The organism is Rhizobium brockwellii (genome assembly GCF_000769405.2).
GTDB lineage: Bacteria > Pseudomonadota > Alphaproteobacteria > Rhizobiales > Rhizobiaceae > Rhizobium > Rhizobium brockwellii.
Window position 1 is genome coordinate 1,832,948 of sequence record NZ_CP053439.1, and the last position, 15,429, is coordinate 1,848,376.

Annotated in this window: 18 protein-coding genes, 1 tRNA gene and 1 pseudogene; 9 read left to right on the top strand and 11 right to left on the bottom strand. The window is 58.7% G+C overall.

Annotated features, from left to right (window positions below):
• Nucleotides 1-32 precede the first annotated feature (32 nt).
• From RLCC275e_RS09305 to RLCC275e_RS09330, 6 genes are all read right to left on the bottom strand, one after another.
• The gene (locus RLCC275e_RS09305) at nt 33-1,070 is read right to left on the bottom strand and encodes an LLM class flavin-dependent oxidoreductase (protein ID WP_033182570.1); all 1,038 of its coding nucleotides are present in this window, start codon (nt 1,068-1,070) and stop codon (nt 33-35) included.
• Between the two features lie 316 nt (nt 1,071-1,386).
• Nucleotides 1,387-2,424, bottom strand: a complete 1,038-nt coding sequence (locus RLCC275e_RS09310; RefSeq protein ID WP_033182571.1) for an alpha/beta fold hydrolase — start codon at nt 2,422-2,424, stop codon at nt 1,387-1,389.
• 577 nt (nt 2,425-3,001) lie between these two features.
• Nucleotides 3,002-3,796 carry a potassium channel family protein gene (locus RLCC275e_RS09315; protein ID WP_033182572.1) on the bottom strand — a complete coding sequence of 265 codons (795 nt, stop codon included), beginning with the start codon at nt 3,794-3,796 and terminating at the stop codon, nt 3,002-3,004.
• A gap of 109 nt (nt 3,797-3,905) precedes the next feature.
• Nucleotides 3,906-4,676: an SDR family NAD(P)-dependent oxidoreductase gene (locus tag RLCC275e_RS09320; protein WP_033182766.1), complete on the bottom strand. Its 771-nt coding sequence runs from the start codon at nt 4,674-4,676 to the stop codon at nt 3,906-3,908.
• Nucleotides 4,677-4,931: 255 nt separating this feature from the next.
• A protein-coding gene (locus RLCC275e_RS09325; protein ID WP_130707605.1) for an IS5 family transposase occupies nt 4,932-5,692 on the bottom strand; the annotation gives its coding sequence in 2 pieces (ribosomal slippage) (nt 4,932-5,365 and nt 5,365-5,692; 762 coding nt in all).
• A gap of 170 nt (nt 5,693-5,862) precedes the next feature.
• Nucleotides 5,863-6,612: a cytochrome c biogenesis CcdA family protein gene (locus RLCC275e_RS09330; RefSeq protein WP_033182575.1), complete on the bottom strand. Its 750-nt coding sequence runs from the start codon at nt 6,610-6,612 to the stop codon at nt 5,863-5,865.
• 233 nt (nt 6,613-6,845) lie between these two features.
• Here RLCC275e_RS09330 and RLCC275e_RS09335 point away from each other — a divergent pair.
• Nucleotides 6,846-6,921: transfer RNA gene (locus tag RLCC275e_RS09335), tRNA-Lys, on the top strand.
• 30 nt (nt 6,922-6,951) lie between these two features.
• Here the strand turns inward: RLCC275e_RS09335 and RLCC275e_RS09340 are convergent.
• Together RLCC275e_RS09340 and RLCC275e_RS09345 are read right to left on the bottom strand one after the other, a co-directional pair.
• Nucleotides 6,952-7,152, bottom strand: a complete 201-nt coding sequence (locus tag RLCC275e_RS09340; protein WP_033182767.1) for a hypothetical protein — start codon at nt 7,150-7,152, stop codon at nt 6,952-6,954.
• A gap of 126 nt (nt 7,153-7,278) precedes the next feature.
• Nucleotides 7,279-7,473, bottom strand: a complete 195-nt coding sequence (locus tag RLCC275e_RS09345) for a hypothetical protein (protein WP_033182576.1) — start codon at nt 7,471-7,473, stop codon at nt 7,279-7,281.
• A gap of 253 nt (nt 7,474-7,726) precedes the next feature.
• Between RLCC275e_RS09345 and RLCC275e_RS09350 the strand changes: the two genes are divergently transcribed.
• Nucleotides 7,727-7,930 (top strand): CsbD family protein, encoded by a 204-nt coding sequence (locus tag RLCC275e_RS09350; RefSeq protein ID WP_003559213.1) that lies wholly within the window; start codon nt 7,727-7,729, stop codon nt 7,928-7,930.
• Nucleotides 7,931-8,003: 73 nt separating this feature from the next.
• Here RLCC275e_RS09350 and RLCC275e_RS34230 read toward each other — a convergent pair.
• A pseudogene (locus RLCC275e_RS34230) lies at nt 8,004-8,203 on the bottom strand (hypothetical protein).
• 95 nt (nt 8,204-8,298) lie between these two features.
• Between RLCC275e_RS34230 and RLCC275e_RS09355 the strand changes: the two are divergent.
• Together RLCC275e_RS09355 and RLCC275e_RS09360 are read left to right on the top strand one after the other, a co-directional pair.
• Nucleotides 8,299-8,469 carry a hypothetical protein gene (locus RLCC275e_RS09355; protein ID WP_012757375.1) on the top strand — a complete coding sequence of 57 codons (171 nt, stop codon included), beginning with the start codon at nt 8,299-8,301 and terminating at the stop codon, nt 8,467-8,469.
• 351 nt (nt 8,470-8,820) lie between these two features.
• Nucleotides 8,821-10,314, top strand: a complete 1,494-nt coding sequence (locus RLCC275e_RS09360) for an FAD-dependent monooxygenase (protein WP_033182577.1) — start codon at nt 8,821-8,823, stop codon at nt 10,312-10,314.
• A gap of 19 nt (nt 10,315-10,333) precedes the next feature.
• On the opposite strand, the gene RLCC275e_RS09365 is transcribed toward RLCC275e_RS09360, so the two are convergent.
• On the bottom strand, nt 10,334-11,071 hold the full coding sequence (locus RLCC275e_RS09365) for a hypothetical protein (protein ID WP_033182578.1): 738 nt from the start codon (nt 11,069-11,071) through the stop codon (nt 10,334-10,336).
• A gap of 297 nt (nt 11,072-11,368) precedes the next feature.
• Between RLCC275e_RS09365 and RLCC275e_RS09370 the strand changes: the two genes are divergently transcribed.
• The gene (locus RLCC275e_RS09370) at nt 11,369-11,848 is read left to right on the top strand and encodes an LBP/BPI/CETP family protein (protein ID WP_033182579.1); all 480 of its coding nucleotides are present in this window, start codon (nt 11,369-11,371) and stop codon (nt 11,846-11,848) included.
• 845 nt (nt 11,849-12,693) lie between these two features.
• Nucleotides 12,694-12,984, top strand: a complete 291-nt coding sequence (locus tag RLCC275e_RS09375) for a DUF982 domain-containing protein (protein ID WP_011651894.1) — start codon at nt 12,694-12,696, stop codon at nt 12,982-12,984.
• A 182-nt stretch (nt 12,985-13,166) separates the two neighbouring features.
• Here the strand turns inward: RLCC275e_RS09375 and RLCC275e_RS09380 are convergent, their stop codons facing one another.
• A complete protein-coding gene (locus RLCC275e_RS09380) occupies nt 13,167-13,994 on the bottom strand; it encodes a nickel-binding protein (RefSeq protein WP_033182580.1) in 828 nt (275 codons plus the stop codon).
• 428 nt (nt 13,995-14,422) lie between these two features.
• On the opposite strand from RLCC275e_RS09380, the gene RLCC275e_RS09385 reads away from it, so the two are divergent.
• The 3 genes from RLCC275e_RS09385 (at nt 14,423) to RLCC275e_RS09395 (ending at nt 15,225) form a co-directional block, all read left to right on the top strand.
• Nucleotides 14,423-14,680, top strand: coding sequence for a DUF982 domain-containing protein (locus RLCC275e_RS09385; protein ID WP_003559229.1), 258 nt, complete (start codon nt 14,423-14,425; stop codon nt 14,678-14,680).
• Between the two features lie 108 nt (nt 14,681-14,788).
• Nucleotides 14,789-14,959 carry a hypothetical protein gene (locus tag RLCC275e_RS09390; RefSeq protein WP_162039352.1) on the top strand — a complete coding sequence of 57 codons (171 nt, stop codon included), beginning with the start codon at nt 14,789-14,791 and terminating at the stop codon, nt 14,957-14,959.
• A complete protein-coding gene (locus tag RLCC275e_RS09395; protein WP_033182581.1) occupies nt 14,959-15,225 on the top strand; it encodes a hypothetical protein in 267 nt (88 codons plus the stop codon). The genes RLCC275e_RS09390 and RLCC275e_RS09395 overlap by 1 nt, the downstream gene beginning before the upstream one ends.
• Nucleotides 15,226-15,429 lie beyond the last annotated feature (204 nt).

Consider the following 15,429-nt stretch of genomic DNA (forward strand, 5'->3'; position numbering starts at 1 on the left):
TGCGCCGATCAATGTAGGCGCCCTCAATGGCTCTAGCCGAGACGGTATGCGCGAACGATCGGTGCGACGTGGGTGCCAAGAAGTTCGATCGAACGGCGCATTGCTTCGGTCTCCAAGGCGGCGGTACTCATCTGGAAGGTGAGGCGAGAAACCCCTCCCAATGTCCTGTTAACATGCTCGATCTTTGCCGCAACCGTCTGCGGGCTGCCAACCAGAAACGCGCCGTTCGGACCGCACATGAAGTCGAATTGTGCCTGCGTTGGTGGGGGCCAACCCCGTTCCCGTCCAGCGTCGGTGAACATCTGGAACCAGCCGGGGAAGAACGCTTCCCTGGCTGCCTTGTCGGTCTCCCCGACAAAGCCGAGAGCGTGCACGCCGACCCTCTGTTCGTCGCTTGGATGGCCCGCGGCCAGCCCTGCACGTCGATAGAGTTCGACCAACGGCTGAAACCGCTCGAAGCTACCGCCGATGATGGCGACCATCAGCGGCAAGCCAAGTGTTCCGGCGCGGATGAAGGATTCGGGCGTCCCGCCAACACCCAGCCAGATTGGCAAGGTTGGCTGGTGCGGACGGGGAAAGACACCCTCGCCACTGAGGGACGGTCGAAAGCGGCCCTGCCACTCGATCCTGGGTTTTTCCCTGATCTTCAGCAACAGGTCCAGCTTCTCCGCGAAGAGGGCATCGTAGTCTCGCAGGTCGAATCCGAACAGGGGATAGGCCTCCACGGACGACCCGCGGCCGACTACGATTTCCGCTCGTCCGCGCGATATCAAATCCAGTGTGGCGAATTCCTGAAAGAGCCGCACGGGGTCGGCGGCGCTGAGGACGGCGACAGCGCTTGTCAGCCTGATCGACTTCGTGCGCGCGGCGGCGGCCGCAAGGATCACGGCTGGCGCTGAATCAAGCGCGTTCTCTCGATGATGTTCTCCCATGCCAAAGACGTCGAGACCGACTTGATCGGCCAGCTCGACCTCTGCAAGTACGCTCTCCATGCGATCGATGGCCGACTGCAGTCGTCCCGTAGCCGGGTCGTTCAGCAGCATCGCAAAACTATCGATACCGATTTCCAACGAAGGATCCTTTCGAGGCACTGTTGCCACCCAACAGCGGTGGTCGCGGAGTTTCGGCACTCCAGCTTCTAAATGACTCGTCTTGGCGCTGGGGTGGAGCGGACACGACGGTGTCTATCTGACAAAAAGCGCCTCCCGCTTCATCACACAACTGACAGGCGTCCCACTACCCGTCATTTTCCGATGGATACCATCCGAATATTCGATAGGTGAGTTTGTTTGTGCCGAGGCACAATGCAGGCGCTGGTCCGGCCTTCCGCACGTACTGGACTGCAGGCTGGCAATCCTCGGAAGAGCCGTCCACCAATGCCGGTGGTCATGCCCATGCGTCCACGTCGATAACGGCCTGAGCGAAAGCCTCTGGTGACTCCTGCGGGAGATTATGGCCTATACCGCCCTTGATCAGCCGGTGTTCGTATTTTGCCTTGAATTTTCCGGCATAGGCCTTCGGATCAGGATGCGGTGCTCCGTTGGCATCGCCTTCCATCGTGATCGCAGGCACGTGGATTTCGGGAGCGGATGCGAGCTTGGTTTCGAACTCGTCGAACCGCTTCTCTCCCTCCGTCAGTCCGAGCCGCCAACGGTAGTTGTGGACGACGATCGCGACATGGTCCGGATTGGCGAATGCCGCGGCGCTTCGTTCAAACGTCTTGTCATCGAATTTCCACTGAGGAGAGGCGAGTTGCCAGATGAGCCTGGCGAAGTCGTTCGTGTATTTTTCATAGCCGTCGCGACCGCGTTCTGTCGCGAAATAGAACTGATACCACCACTGCAGTTCGGCGGGTGGCGGCAACGGCACCTTTCCGGCGGTCTGGTTCCCGATGAGATAGCCGCTGACGGAGACCAAGCCCTTGCATCGTTCCGGCCAGAGCGCGGCGACAATGCCGGCGGTCCGCGCGCCCCAGTCGAAACCTGCGACGGTGGCTCGCTCGATCCTCAGAACGTCCATCAGCTTGATGGCATCGACTGCCAGCGCCGATTGTTGGCCGTTGCGCATCGTGTCGTCGGCGAGGAACTTCGTGCTGCCGTATCCTCGCAGATGGGGGACGATGACACGATGGCCCTGGTCTGCGAGCAACGGGGCGACCTCGGCGAACGCATTGATGTCATAGGGCCAGCCGTGGAACAGAAGGACGGGCGATCCGTCGCTGGGGCCGAGTTCGGCGTATCCGACACTGAGGTCTCCCGCGTCGATTTGTCCGTCCGCGACCAGCCCATGGCCATTCTTTCGGGCAACCTTCTTGCCCTGGCCAGCACCCGCGGTATGTCCCGCGAGGATCCCCGCCGCCGTCAATCCGAGTGCGATCCCGCCGAAGGACCGACGTGTGAGGCTCCCATTTCTAAGATTGCTCATGATTGCTTCTCCGATAATGGACGATGAATGGACGCCTCGAGATCATGCTCAGAGAACGTTGGCATCGGGAGTTTGAGACTGATGACCGGGGTCCGCTAGTGGACGAAGGTATTGGGCATACCAAGGTGTCGTCGATACCTAGGTGCAACAGCCGCCTCTTCTGCCGTTAGCCATACTGTTCTCCAGGCCGCGGGCGTTCCGCCGACGAGCTTTAGGAGAGGATGATGAGCTACCGAGACAACGAGACGTCGGGGAGGCTTTTTCCCTGCGTCGCAATCCTTCTTGCGATGGCGGCCTTGGCCGGTGCCTTGGTATCGGTCAGACAACCCGTCGTGCCAGCCCGCGTCTGGGTACCCGTTCAGTCAGTCGGATCCTCGACCGTTAAGTCGGCGGCGGCGTGCTCCCCGGCATGGGCGGGCTGCAATCCGACTGAGCCGATTTGAAACGGTGCGCCGAGGCGCGCAAATCAATGATCTGGCACAACAACATCTGCGGGGCTGCTGCGCTCCAACCCGAAGACGTAGCAATGATACGAAACCTCGTCCGGGAGCGTTGCAAAAATCGCCAGGACCGACGGTCACGATCCCTCGTCCGGTATGTTCAAGACGTCTCCGCACGCCTTGCAATGAACGGCGTCGGCGTCATGACGCTGAAGGCCGCATCGGTGGCAGGAATAGGTCACTTTGTGAGGGCGGACCACGGCCTGAGCAAGCCTGACGAATAGGGAAATGCCGACGATCATCGTCACAACGGAAGTGAGCTTGCCCAGCGTTCCCGGAAGCGTAATGTCTCCGAATCCCGTCGTCGTCACCGTCGCGACTGTGAAGTACAGCGCATCGACGAACCCTTCGCTTCCCTCCCTGTTGTAGAAGAAGGACGTATAGACGAACCCGGTTGCCATGAAGAGGAACACAAGGAGATTGATCACCGCCCGCACAACGTCGAGAAGGTATAAATAGCCGGCCTTGCGTAGCAAGTCCTTGAGCAGCGGACTGGTGCCGATCGCCCAGAACCGCATGATCCGCAGGAAAGCGAAATTGAAGAGCAGGTCCGGCAGCAACAGCGTGGCCAGCACCACGAAGTCGATCCAGGTCATCGGTCGCCGAATCCACTCGCGCACAGAGGATGCGGCGACCGCCCGGCCGACCATCTCGGCGGCGATCCACACTGCTATCGCATAGTCGATAATCAGATAGGAAGGACCGGATCGCAGGTACGGGCCGAGCAGGAAGAAGGCGAGAATGGCGACGTCAATGGCAGCAAATACCAGCCGAATGGCGACCGCCCGCCTGCCGTCGGCCCTGTCGAGCTTTCGCAGCACCTGACGAAGCGTATTCTGCCGAGAGCCGTTGTCGGATTCGAAGGTTTTCATCCAGGGAATGTAGATCCCTCATTGGCGTCCGCAAGTCGCCGAAGAGATCCTTCAGGGGGAATCGTTGTTCTCGTCTGGATAAGATTTGCGCTGCAGGTTGCGCCTCGCCTCAGGCGACGGACCATCCACCGTCCACCAGCAGGTTCGCGCCGGTGATCAGGCTCGCAGCCGGTGATGCAAGGAAGACTACGGCACCCACCACATCATCGGTTTCGCCGATCCGGCCGAGTGGAATGTGACCAAGCGTCGCTTCGCGATTGTCGGCATCGGATAGAAAAGGTGCTGTGCCATCGGTGTGAATGAACGTCGGCGATACGGTATTTACCGTGACATCGTAGCGTGCCCATTCGGCTGCAAGGCAGCGCGTGAGGTGATTGATGGCCGCCTTGCTCATGCAATAAATTGCCTCGCCGCGCAGTGCCACGGTACCGGCCTGTGAGCTGATGTTGATGATCCGGCCACCATTGCGCTTGATCATGTGCCGGCCCACAGCCTGCGTCATAAGAAAGGTGCCCTTGATGTTGACATCGAGAATCTCGTCGAGATCCTTCTCCTCGACGAGTTCCGCGAGATTGCCCGGAGCCACGCCGACATTGTTGACGAGGATGTCGATCCGACCGAACGTCGCAAGCGCCGCGTCGACGGCTTGCGCGATATGGGCCTTGTTGGGAATGTCCAGTTCAACGGGCAGAACTTTTCGTCCCGCGCCCTCGAGTTCGGCAACCAGGCCCGCCGATGCTGCGACATCGCGGACTCCCAAAACAATATCGGAACCTGCCGCGGCACAGGCAAGTGCGCAAGCTCGACCGATGCCACGGCTCGCTCCCGTCACCAAAGTCACTTTGCCCTCAAGGCTGAAGTCCGGCGCATTCTTCTGCATCACGATGCCTCCCCCGATGAAGCTCATTTATGGCAGCGTCGGCGTGCGGATGCCAGATATTCTGCGAGTGCTGACCCTTGACCAATGGGCTATCCCGCAACGTGGGATGTTTTTCCCGATACGCCCCGCAAAAAGCCGCATTGCCGGTCGGTTCCTGCACACGACGAGCGACGGCGCGGGAGGAGGTGGAGGAGCCCACGCACCTGCTGAATGGCCTGGAACATCGGCAACCGGTGGCCTAGGAGGTGTGGACAGTTATCTGATCCATAGAACGATTGCGGCGATAGTGATGATTGCGAGGTAGTTTTCGGCAGTTTTTTCGAAGCGAGTAGCGACCCTTCGGAACTGCTTAAGTCTCGAGAAGCAGCATTCGATCAGGTGGCGCTGGGCATAGAGATGCTTGTCCAGCGGGTATTTTTGTGCGCGGGAAGGATTGTTGGGGATCACCGCGACTGCGCCTTTATCAGCGATGGCATTGCGCAGGCGATCGCTGTCATAAGCGGTGTCTGCCATGACGATGTCGGCGGGCAGGCCCTCAATCAGGGCATCGGCTTGCGGCGCATCGCCCTTCTGGCCTGCGGTCAGCCTGAAGCGGACCGGGCAGCCGAGACCACGCACAGCCATGTGGATTTTGGTGCTTAGGCCGCCGCGAGAACGGCCAAGGGCTTGATCTTCAGCCCCTTTTTTGCGCCGGCAGCGTGCTGATGGGCGCGGATGATGGTGGAATCAACAATCAGGTATTCGAAGTCCGGATCGTCTGACATCGCGGCGAACATGCGCCACCAGATGCCCTTCCGGCTCCAACGGCTGAAACGGCGGAAGACGCTGTTCCACTCCCCGAACACTTCCGGCAGGTCACGCCAGGGCGAGCCGGTACGCACAATCCAAAGCACCGCCTCCACAAACATGCGGTTGTCGCGGCCAGACGAACCGCGCGTGCGCTCGTCACCAATGATGTGATGCGATATCCGCTCCCACTGCTCGTCCCGAAGGATCAGACGATCCAAAACACCCATGACTGCCTCCAAAAGACAGTCTTGAATCTGATTTGCTCAGCCTTGGAAACCCAAGCCCTAGAGCATGATGCCGAAAAGTGTGGGCGGTTTTCGGATGACATCATGCTCTAACTATATGATGTAGAACAGGATTCAGATTTTAGGCCGACCCGGCCTAAAATCATCCTGTTCTAGCCGATCTGCATCAGGATCGGAAAGGTTTGCTGGAACCAGATCGCCACATTGCTGACCCATCCGAACAGGAAGGCGAGGCCGGTCAGCACGAGGAAAAGACCCATCACTTTTTCCACCGTGCCGAGATGGCGGCGGAAGCGCGACAGGAAGCGCATGAAGGCGCCGGAAAAGCCGGCGGCGATCCAGAAGGGGATGGCAAGGCCGAGCGAATAGATGGCGAGCAGCCCGGCGCCGGAGCCGACCGTCTCGCGCGAGGCGGCAACGCCGAGGATGGCGCCGAGCACCGGGCCGATGCAGGGCGTCCAGCCGAAGGCGAAGGCAAGGCCCATGATATAGGCGCCCGTCAGCGTCGCCGGCTTGCCGCTGCCCTGGAAGCGCGCTTCACGCGCCAGCACCCCGATTCGAAACAGGCCAAGGAAGTTCAGCCCCATGACAATGATGATCAGCCCGCCGATCTTCGACAGGAGGTCGAGATGTTGGCGAAGCGCCATGCCGATGCTGGAAGCCCCGGCGCCGAGCGCCACGAAGACGGTGGCAAAGCCGAGCGTGAAGAAGAGTGCGGAGAAAAACACGCCGCGCCTGACGTCGGGCGCCACCGTCACCGCACCGCCGCCGCGGAACTGCTCGACTGAAATGCCGGCCATATAGCAGAGATAGGGCGGGACGAGGGGAAGCACGCAGGGCGACAGAAAGGAAAGCGCCCCGGCAATCAGCGCGCTCCACAGGGAAATATCGGCAATCGACACGCATTCTCTCCGGCTGCAATCTGCGTGATGTTCCTAGCTTTGCAGCCAAGCGATTGCCAATCACCTTTTTGCGCATACGCAAGACAAGATGCCTTTGCACGCAGGACATTTGTCTTTGCGCGCGCAAGAAATGTGCCGACCGCCGGAAAAAGGCAAATTTTCGGTTGACCGCAATGGGTCGCCTGCCTATGTTCCGCCCACTTCCGGCCGGGGTGGTCACACCCGCGGAGAGGGAGAGCGTAGCTCAGCTGGTAGAGCAACTGACTTTTAATCAGTAGGTCTCGGGTTCGAACCCCGACGCTCTCACCATTTCTAATCTTCAAGAGAGCCGCCGCGATCTTAGATCAGCAATCGCAGTAACGCGCCCTCGTCCTTCACCCCATGCTGGTACGAATGGATAACCCGCTGAGCCAGATCTTCACGCTCGGTGTCTGTTGTAATTCGTCGCACCGAACTGATGCGGTCGAATACTCTCTGGCAGAGGGCAACTTCTTCGTCGCCCAACACGGTTTGTGCGTCAGCTATCTGGGATCGGATCATGATCGCCCTCGCTTCCTTCGGATCGATAGGAGGGTGGAACATCTGCTTTTTAAGCGAATGAAGGGAGACACAAGGTCGTGAGGTCTCGCGTCTATTTTCGAGATGGGTCTTTGTCCCATCTGACAACTAGTTCTCGTTCGGCCCGCTCCACACATAGGCAGAAGCCGGCTTTCTCTGGGCATTCCAGACCACTTCATACCCTATCTTCTCAAGTGAGAGTAAAGCGCCAAGCCTTTCGTCATCCGGCAGGCTTCGCAGAGAAACGTTAAGCGCGTCCAGGCCACCTAAATTGTAGAGGTTCACGAATACATCGAGTGCCATTGCTCTTCTCCCCGTGGAACAGTATAACACAAGAACAGGGGAATATTTGCTTCATACATAAAAAATATTTTATACATCTATTCGTTCTTCACGAATTATTTATGATTTTCTTCATTGGGGTGTGGATATTTGACATGGGCAGCGCCTTGCGTCTTTGCCGCAGGAATTGAGCTTCGCGGAAATCCGCTGAGACATAGGAACCAACTTCCATTGCGATCCGTTTTCTCCTCATCATCAACAGGAGAAATCGACCATGGATTGGAATCGCATCGAAGGAAACTGGAAGCAGGCGAAGGGCAAGATCAAGGAGCAGTGGGGCAAACTCACCGACGATGATCTTGACCAGATCGCCGGCAAGCGCGACCAGCTGGAGGGCAAGATCCAGGAGCGTTATGGCATCGAAAAGGACCGCATCAAACGAGACATCGATGACTGGAGCGGTCGCCAGACTTGGTAGTGCCTGAACAAAAGCCCGGTGAAAGCCGGGTTTTTGCTGTCGACGGATCTAACGCCGTCAAGACTGCGCGATGTCACGAAGATCCACCAAAAGCCAATAGAAGTGCGCCGATTGCGATAACGGCCAGCGGCTGCCAGTTTGCGATATCTCGAGGAATCTGAGGCCTTGGCGCCGTGGTTCCAGCGTGGTGCCGCCTTGCGTCATTTGATGTGGATTACTCGGTCTTCGACCAAGCGCCGAGGCAAAGAGAAAAACAAGTCCGCCGATGCTGATCGTTCCTTGAGTGACTGCTTGCTTGAACAACCTCCGCGTCGGAACCAGAAGCGCTTGCATGGAATTTGACCGCTGAGCAATGCTGGAGATCCCTGATGGACAAGACACCGAAGACGGCCATCCGCGGAATGATGTTGTACGTGCTCGCTCTTCTCGTCCTCGGGGTGCTGGCAGGCGCCGCCTACACAATCTATGGCCATCCCGCCGATCCGTCCGAGCGACCAGCGGCCGAGACGATTCCGCAAAAAGCTCCAGCTCCGCAGTGAGATACGTCTTTCCGAGTAATTGATTGATCCCTTCGAGAGGAACGACCCCGGACGGCGCCTGCCACATTCGGCGCCCACCCGGTCAGGTCGTATTGAAAAGCTTGGGCTCCACAGCAAGAGACCCGCAAGTCGCGGCGAATAGGGCTTTGGAGAGCAAGCCTGAAATCCTGTCGCAAGTCCTTCCAACCAGTATGGAGCTTACATTTATAGGGAGAACAACCTGCGACAGAGAAAATCGGTATCTGCGCAGGGCCGATTGGATGGGCCGATTGGATGGGAAAAAGCAGTGGGGCCAGGTTTCTGGAACCCAGAGATATTGCGTTGGAACAATTGAAATAAGGGAGTTTGCGGATGAGGGAACATGCGGTCGTGATATCAGGGGCAGGGCCGACGGGCCTGATGCTGGCCGGCGAGCTGGCCTTGGCGGGCGTCGACGTCGCCATTGTCGAGCGCCGCCCTGACCAGGGGCTTGCCGGTACGCGGGCCGGCGGACTGAGCGCACGCACGCTCGAGGTTCTCGATCAGCGCGGCATCGTCGACCGATTCCTCGCGGAAGGGCAGGTAGCCCAGGTCACGGGGTTTGCGGTCACGCGTCTGGATATCAGCGATTTTCCCACCCGGCACAATTACGGGCTGGCGCTGCGGCAGAAGCATATCGAGCGCATTCTGGCCGGCTGGGTCGGCGAGTTGGCGGTGCCGATCTATCGCAGCCTTGAGGTAACGGGTTTCGCGCAGGACGATACCGGCGTCACCATCGCACTCTCCGATGGCGTCTCGCTCAGGGCGCGCTATGTCGTCGGCTGCGATGGCGGCCGCAGTCTGGTTCGCAAGGCTGCCGGCATTGAGTTTCCAGGATGGGATCCGACGACTGGCAACATTCTCGCCGAGGTGGAGATGGAAGAGGAGCCGCCATTGGGCATCCATCGCACGGCCCTCGGTATCTATGCCTTCGGCAGGGAGGAGTATGAAATCCAATACGGCAAGATCGTCTTTGCCAAAGAGGGTCCGATCGGCCTGATGGTGCCGGAGAAGAATGCCGGCGCCACGACCGAACCGACGCTCAGTGATCTCAAAGAAGCGCTCATTGCCGCATTCGGAACCGATTACGGCATCCATCACGTCAACTGGATTTCCAGGTTCACCGACATGTCCAGGCAGGCAGCGGCCTACCGCAAGGGCCGGGTATTCCTCGCCGGCGATGCCGCCCATGTGCATTCTCCGGTCGGCGGGCAGGGCCTGAATACCGGTGTGCAGGATGCCGTCAATCTCGGTTGGAAATTGGCCCAGGTGGTGAAAGGCACGTCGCCTGAAGCCTTGCTCGACACCTATCATGCCGAACGGCATCCGGTTGCCGCCCGCGTGTTGCGCATGACGATGGCGCAGGTGGCATTGCAGCGGACCGACGATCGCACCGAAGCCTTGCGTGATATTGTGACGGAACTGCTTGGCATGGCGGAGCCGCGCAAACACATCGCGGCCGAAATGTCCGGACTTGGTATCCGTTACGATCTCGGCGACGGGCATCCGCTGCTCGGCCGCCGCATGCCGGACCTCGATCTCACCACGCCCGAGGGTCCTCAGCGTCTCTTTACGCTGCTCCAGGATGCGCGGCCCGTGTTCCTGAACCTCGACGCGCCCGGCAGCTTCGACATGGCGGCGTGGTCGGACCGCATCAAGTTGGTCGACGCCGGATATGACGGCGCATGGGAACTGCCTGCGCTGGGCTTGGTCTCCGCGCCGACGGCAGTGTTGATCCGGCCCGATGGATATGTGGCGTGGGTGGGCGACAGGACGCAGGATGGTCTGCAAGAGGCGATGAATAGCTGGTTCGGACCACTCGGCTAAAAGCCGAGAAAGCTTTGACCTAAGCGGCGAGCGAGATCGGATCGCAATCCGATATCGTCGCGGCATCCGGTATCGGCTTGCCGCGGCGTTCCCACGTCCGGCGGCTGATGCCGAAAGCCTCCCAGGGGCGTGCTTGGCTGAAAGAATTAGCGAGATAGTCGGCTCTGGAAAGGGCGCCGGCGGCACGGCGCTGCTCCTCTTTTCGAGCTCGGTCCCGCTGGCGCCGCTTTTCCTTTTGAAGTTTTGCCCTTTTCCGCTTCGGCACATCGAATGCACCGATGGTGCGGATATCGAGGGCGCTCCGTTCTGCGTAGCTTAAGTGCAGAGCGTGGCCGAGCGCGTCGGCGGACAACGGAGAAAAGCGCACTTTCGTCCGCTCGTAGATGATCTCCTCAATGTCGGCTTTCCCAGCCCAGGGAAGCCATCGCGCCCCCCAGCCGAGGACCACCTCGACGAACTCTTCCTTGAATTCGACCAAGGCGAGGCCGGCGATCACCTCGACATAGATCAATGCGTCATCAGCCTCGGGCACGATGTCTCCATGGCGATGCCGGATCAATTTTTCGATCTCGCGCATCCGGCCGCGGAAATGGTTCCAACGGCTGGCCCGCACACGGCGCTGGACGGCCTTGTAACCGAGCAGACAGTCGCCGACCTTGATGGCCGTAACATCCCGCGCCAGGCCATCCGGCCAATCCGCTTTCTCAGCCCGCTTCTCCGATTGCGTCGCTTCATCTGCACCAACGAGACGATCCATCGATTTTCCCATGCATTGGCTTGAGAGGCCGAAACGACTGATTGTAAAGGAAGACCGAGGGGGTGATCATCCACTTTTCGCGCTGTTCACACGTCATTCTGCGGATAGTCGAGGACATGGCGGTCGATCTCGAATCGACCCGACGCTGCTCAAAAATGGCAAATGCGATAGCAAAGGAGTCGCTCAGGTGCCGAGTGTGCGGCGGCGACCGGCATTGCTTTGCCGATGGCCTGTTCCACACTTATGATGCGGGGGCGTCCGTGGACTGGCCAGCGGACTTACGGAACGGAGAAAGAGATGCGAAATTGGCTGGGCCTATGCGCGGTAGGCGCTCTTGTCCTGCAACCACTCACCTTCTCACAGGCGCAAGCAGCGAATGCGCTGGAGCGGGCCATCGGAGACGCCCAACCTTGCAGGTCGCTCAAGGCGAAGGTCTCGAGTTTTGGGATCACCGTGCAGGTAGGCGTCGACAAGCTCGATTCAGTGAAGATCGAAAACCTCCAGGTATCGGTGAATGGCGACGTCGCGGAGGCCCGTGCCCGAGGCACGCTGGCCTGCAAGACATCGGACGAAGCTCTCGTCAAAGGCGGGTTCTCGGCGACCGCTGAAGTCCATCTGCAGGTCGACCTTGCGACATGCAAGACCGCCGAGAGTTCGATCGAGATCGTAAAGACTGGCGGTCGCTTCGGCGATGTTGTCAAAGGACTACAGACCGAGATTACCGACGCACTGCGCCGAAGCCTCGAGAAGAACCTCGTGAAGCTTTGCGAGAGGTGATCGAAGGCTTTTAAGCCGTTTAAGGCTTTCGCGGTTGGAGGCGCTCCCAATCCCTATCGATCCATCGGCGCGGATGAATTTATCGTCCATCCGATCGCCGGGAAGGGAAGGTGCGGTTCATTCGCCACATTCCATCAGCACGTTCGCAATCAGCGGAAGCCGAAGAAACTCAAAATCGCGAGCACGATAACGACAGCGCCGACAAGCCAGATCAAATTGTTCATGGGAAACCGTTCTCCAGTTAGTGTCGGGCCATTGTGACCCGATCACTTAACGGTGAGGCAGGGCTTGGAGTTCCCAACCAGTCCAATTGCTGCAGCATGCTGCCCAATTTACGGCTCTAAACCTTTCAATAGCTGCACGAGCGAGCATTGCTGGGTCTGAACCCATCTGCGCATGCCGGGTTTACCGATGTATTCCGCTGATATTGAAAATCCTGGTGATCCTGCCTTGCAGGCGACGTGCAGGAAGACGTCAATGCGGACACAGAGATCAGCACTCCCGCTACCAATGGAAAAAATCGGCTCATCTGAACGTCTCTTCGCAAGGTTGTCATGGTGGCAATCTACCATGCCCACACGAGAATATACGAAAACTTCTGGCCTGCTAGATCATGCTCACCAGAACCGAAACATTCCCACGATTGATCAATCAATCTATAATCGTGATACGCCGACCCTCAACCGATGATCAAATACGATTAAGTCTAACCTGGCCGGGCTATTCTGTCGTTATGGAAGTAGTTGAGCGACGTTAATAGTCAAGCTGACGCGATTTTGACTTGAATAGATTGCGGTTTTTGAGTAAAATTACACCATAAAAAGTAATATAAATGGGAGGATACTATGTCGTCAACTCGGTTTGATCCGATTCTGCTTCATCGCCAACATTTCATCGATGAGGTCACGTGCCTCGATGAAATCTTCGATGTTCTGGACGGGTGGCCGGAGGACAAACGGGGTTTGGCATATGACACGCTGTTGAAGGCGTGCAGGGATACGGCCAACGGGCGTTTCCCGTTGAGCGCTGCGCGCGAGAATTTCCGACGGTTCCTGAAGATGGCCGGCGTGCTGGCGAAGGTCGAGGGTGGCCCCAAATTCGACGGACTGATGAATCATCAAATTGGTAATGCATAGTCAGATTATAGGCCTGTTGGGGACCGTCTGCATGGCAGGGAGGGCGCGCCGTCACATTAGTTGCGGCGCGTTCTGGTTTCGATATCTGCTGATCCGATGATCGCCTATTTCTTGGCCGCAAAGCGCCGCGGCAAGCCCTGGCAAGAGGCAGTCGGCTATTCGGGTGTCGGATTTAGCAGATCTTAGTTTACGCCGGCATCGGCCCAATCGCATCGGAAGACCAGCATGGGCTTCGAGAACCCCTTGAACCGTCGGCGCGTTGCGTGAGTGAAGAGATCGGCAGCACCGTATTCCCGAAAAATATTCTCTGAGACCAGGATCTGGTCGCTGGAGGCTGCCGCGCAGAGACGTGCGGCAAGCTGCACGGTCGAGCCGAAGAGGTCGTTGCTGTCCTCGACCGGTTCGCCGCAATCCACTCCGATGCGGATATGGATAGGCTCGGTGTTTCCGCCGTTGTAACGCTGAAATTCCTGCTGGATCGCCATGGCGCATTCGACGGCTGCCGTTGTCGCGGCGAATGCCGCCATGATGCCATCGCCGGTGTGTTTCACTTCTCGGCCTGAATTCTGGCTGAGGCATCGGCGCACGACAGCGTCATGGGCCCTGACCATTTCGGTCGCAATGCGGTCGCCGAGGCGCGATGTCATCGCTGTCGATCCGACGATGTCGGTAAAGAGGATTGCCCGATGACCGGGATCGACGTCGCTGAACGACTGACCAGGCGCCGGCTCAGGATCGTGAATTCGGCCAAGAAAAGCCTCAACCGCCGACAAGGCAACCTCGACGATCTCACCGGCGACGAAGCCGTGCGCTTCACGATGCACACATTGCGCGGTTTCTGCATCCGGCGCATCCACGAGGCAAAATGCGGTCCCGCGCCGCTGGTCGAACCAATAGGTCAGGAACTTGACGCCGTACTTGTCCTGAATGTCGAGATCCATGCGATGCGCCTGAGCAACGTCAGCCGCTGACGTTCCCTCAAGAAAGTGCCGGTCCATGAAAATAGGCATCGCGCGCTCCTCCCAGATCCGCCGCGTGCAGGATAGATCGCATTGTACGACCCGGATGAAACGCCGTCCACCTTTGGCACAATCCATGAATGGTTAGAGAGGTTCTTGCTTCGAGAAAAGCATATGAGTTGCTGTAATCCCTATAGAGTATAAAAGGAAAGACTGCGTTTTAACCAGCAGGCGTGGGATGGGAGGCCCGATATTTACCATAATCAGTCGCTTAAAGACTGATCGCAGGACTCCACTTCAAGCTATATGTTCTCAAACGCACCGGCTGCAGGGGGTCTGGAGGGGAGGAAGAGGAACGTCTACACTGCGAGCATCCAATCCCGTGAAGCCAGTCTTCGGCTGGTGAAGCGACCTGCCAACGGCACGCAAATTGCATCGTACCCATTAGCTCCACCGAAATTGGAAAAAGCTGTAGCAAAGTGAGACAGACGGCACATTTTCGACCGGTTGGCTTGGCCTCAATGGGGCTCGGCCATTATGCAGTTGTTAACTCTGTGTGGGACGCCGCGCGCACGCTCCTGCGCGACTGGCCGGTAGACGACGGCGAAGAGTATTTCGAGGCCGTCAAGTCGTGCCTGGATGCGATTATCGGCGATCTCCCACCGGAACATGTGCGGGCGGCCTTCATCAGGGCGGCACAGGAGGCTGGCATCGCCGTCATAGAAGCGGCGGACTGAATACTCTCCGCGCTTCCACACTTATTCCTCAAAGCCAGATCGTCCCGACGCTTGACTTTTCCTGCCGAAGTTCTAAAATAGAACAAAACAGGAACATTGGAGATGATCATGACGCATACGGAACAGGTGATCGCCAACGCCCTCGCGCTTGTCGAAGCCTCCCGCGCAGCCCGCGAGCGGGATCAACAGCGGCGTGCCGCCTGGCAGAGAAAGGTCGAACTCAGCCGGCCGCTGCCGCCCTTGCCGCGCCCGGTTCAATTGCCGTTGGCGCTGAACTGATGCAGCCGGCAAAAGCCTTGGAACCCCATCGGGCACGCCCCGAACAAGCTGGGCTCGATCAAGCCTGGCCCGATCAAGCTTGGCCCGATCAAGCTTGGGAAGTCGAAGCCGTGCTTGCCTGGCATGACGACAATGCCAAGGCGGCGATACGCTCGCTGCTTGATGACTGCAAACATCTCCGCCAGCAACTGGCGCTGGCGGAAAGCGTGATGAGCCGCGGGATGGCCCGCGGGTGGGCGCCGCGATACGAGCGGGATGCTCTCTGAAAGATCGATGCTGCCTGGTCTATAGTGCGGCATCCTTCAATGCTCCTCATCCTTGTGCATAGCCCATCGGGCGGAGCCTCGACGGATCTGTCGCTGGGCTGCTTCTTGTCATCTCACATCTGGCGCCGAACACCCGCCTCGTCCTTCGAGGCTTCGGCCTATGGCCAACGCACGTCAGGATGAGGCTCTCTTGGGCCTTGTGCG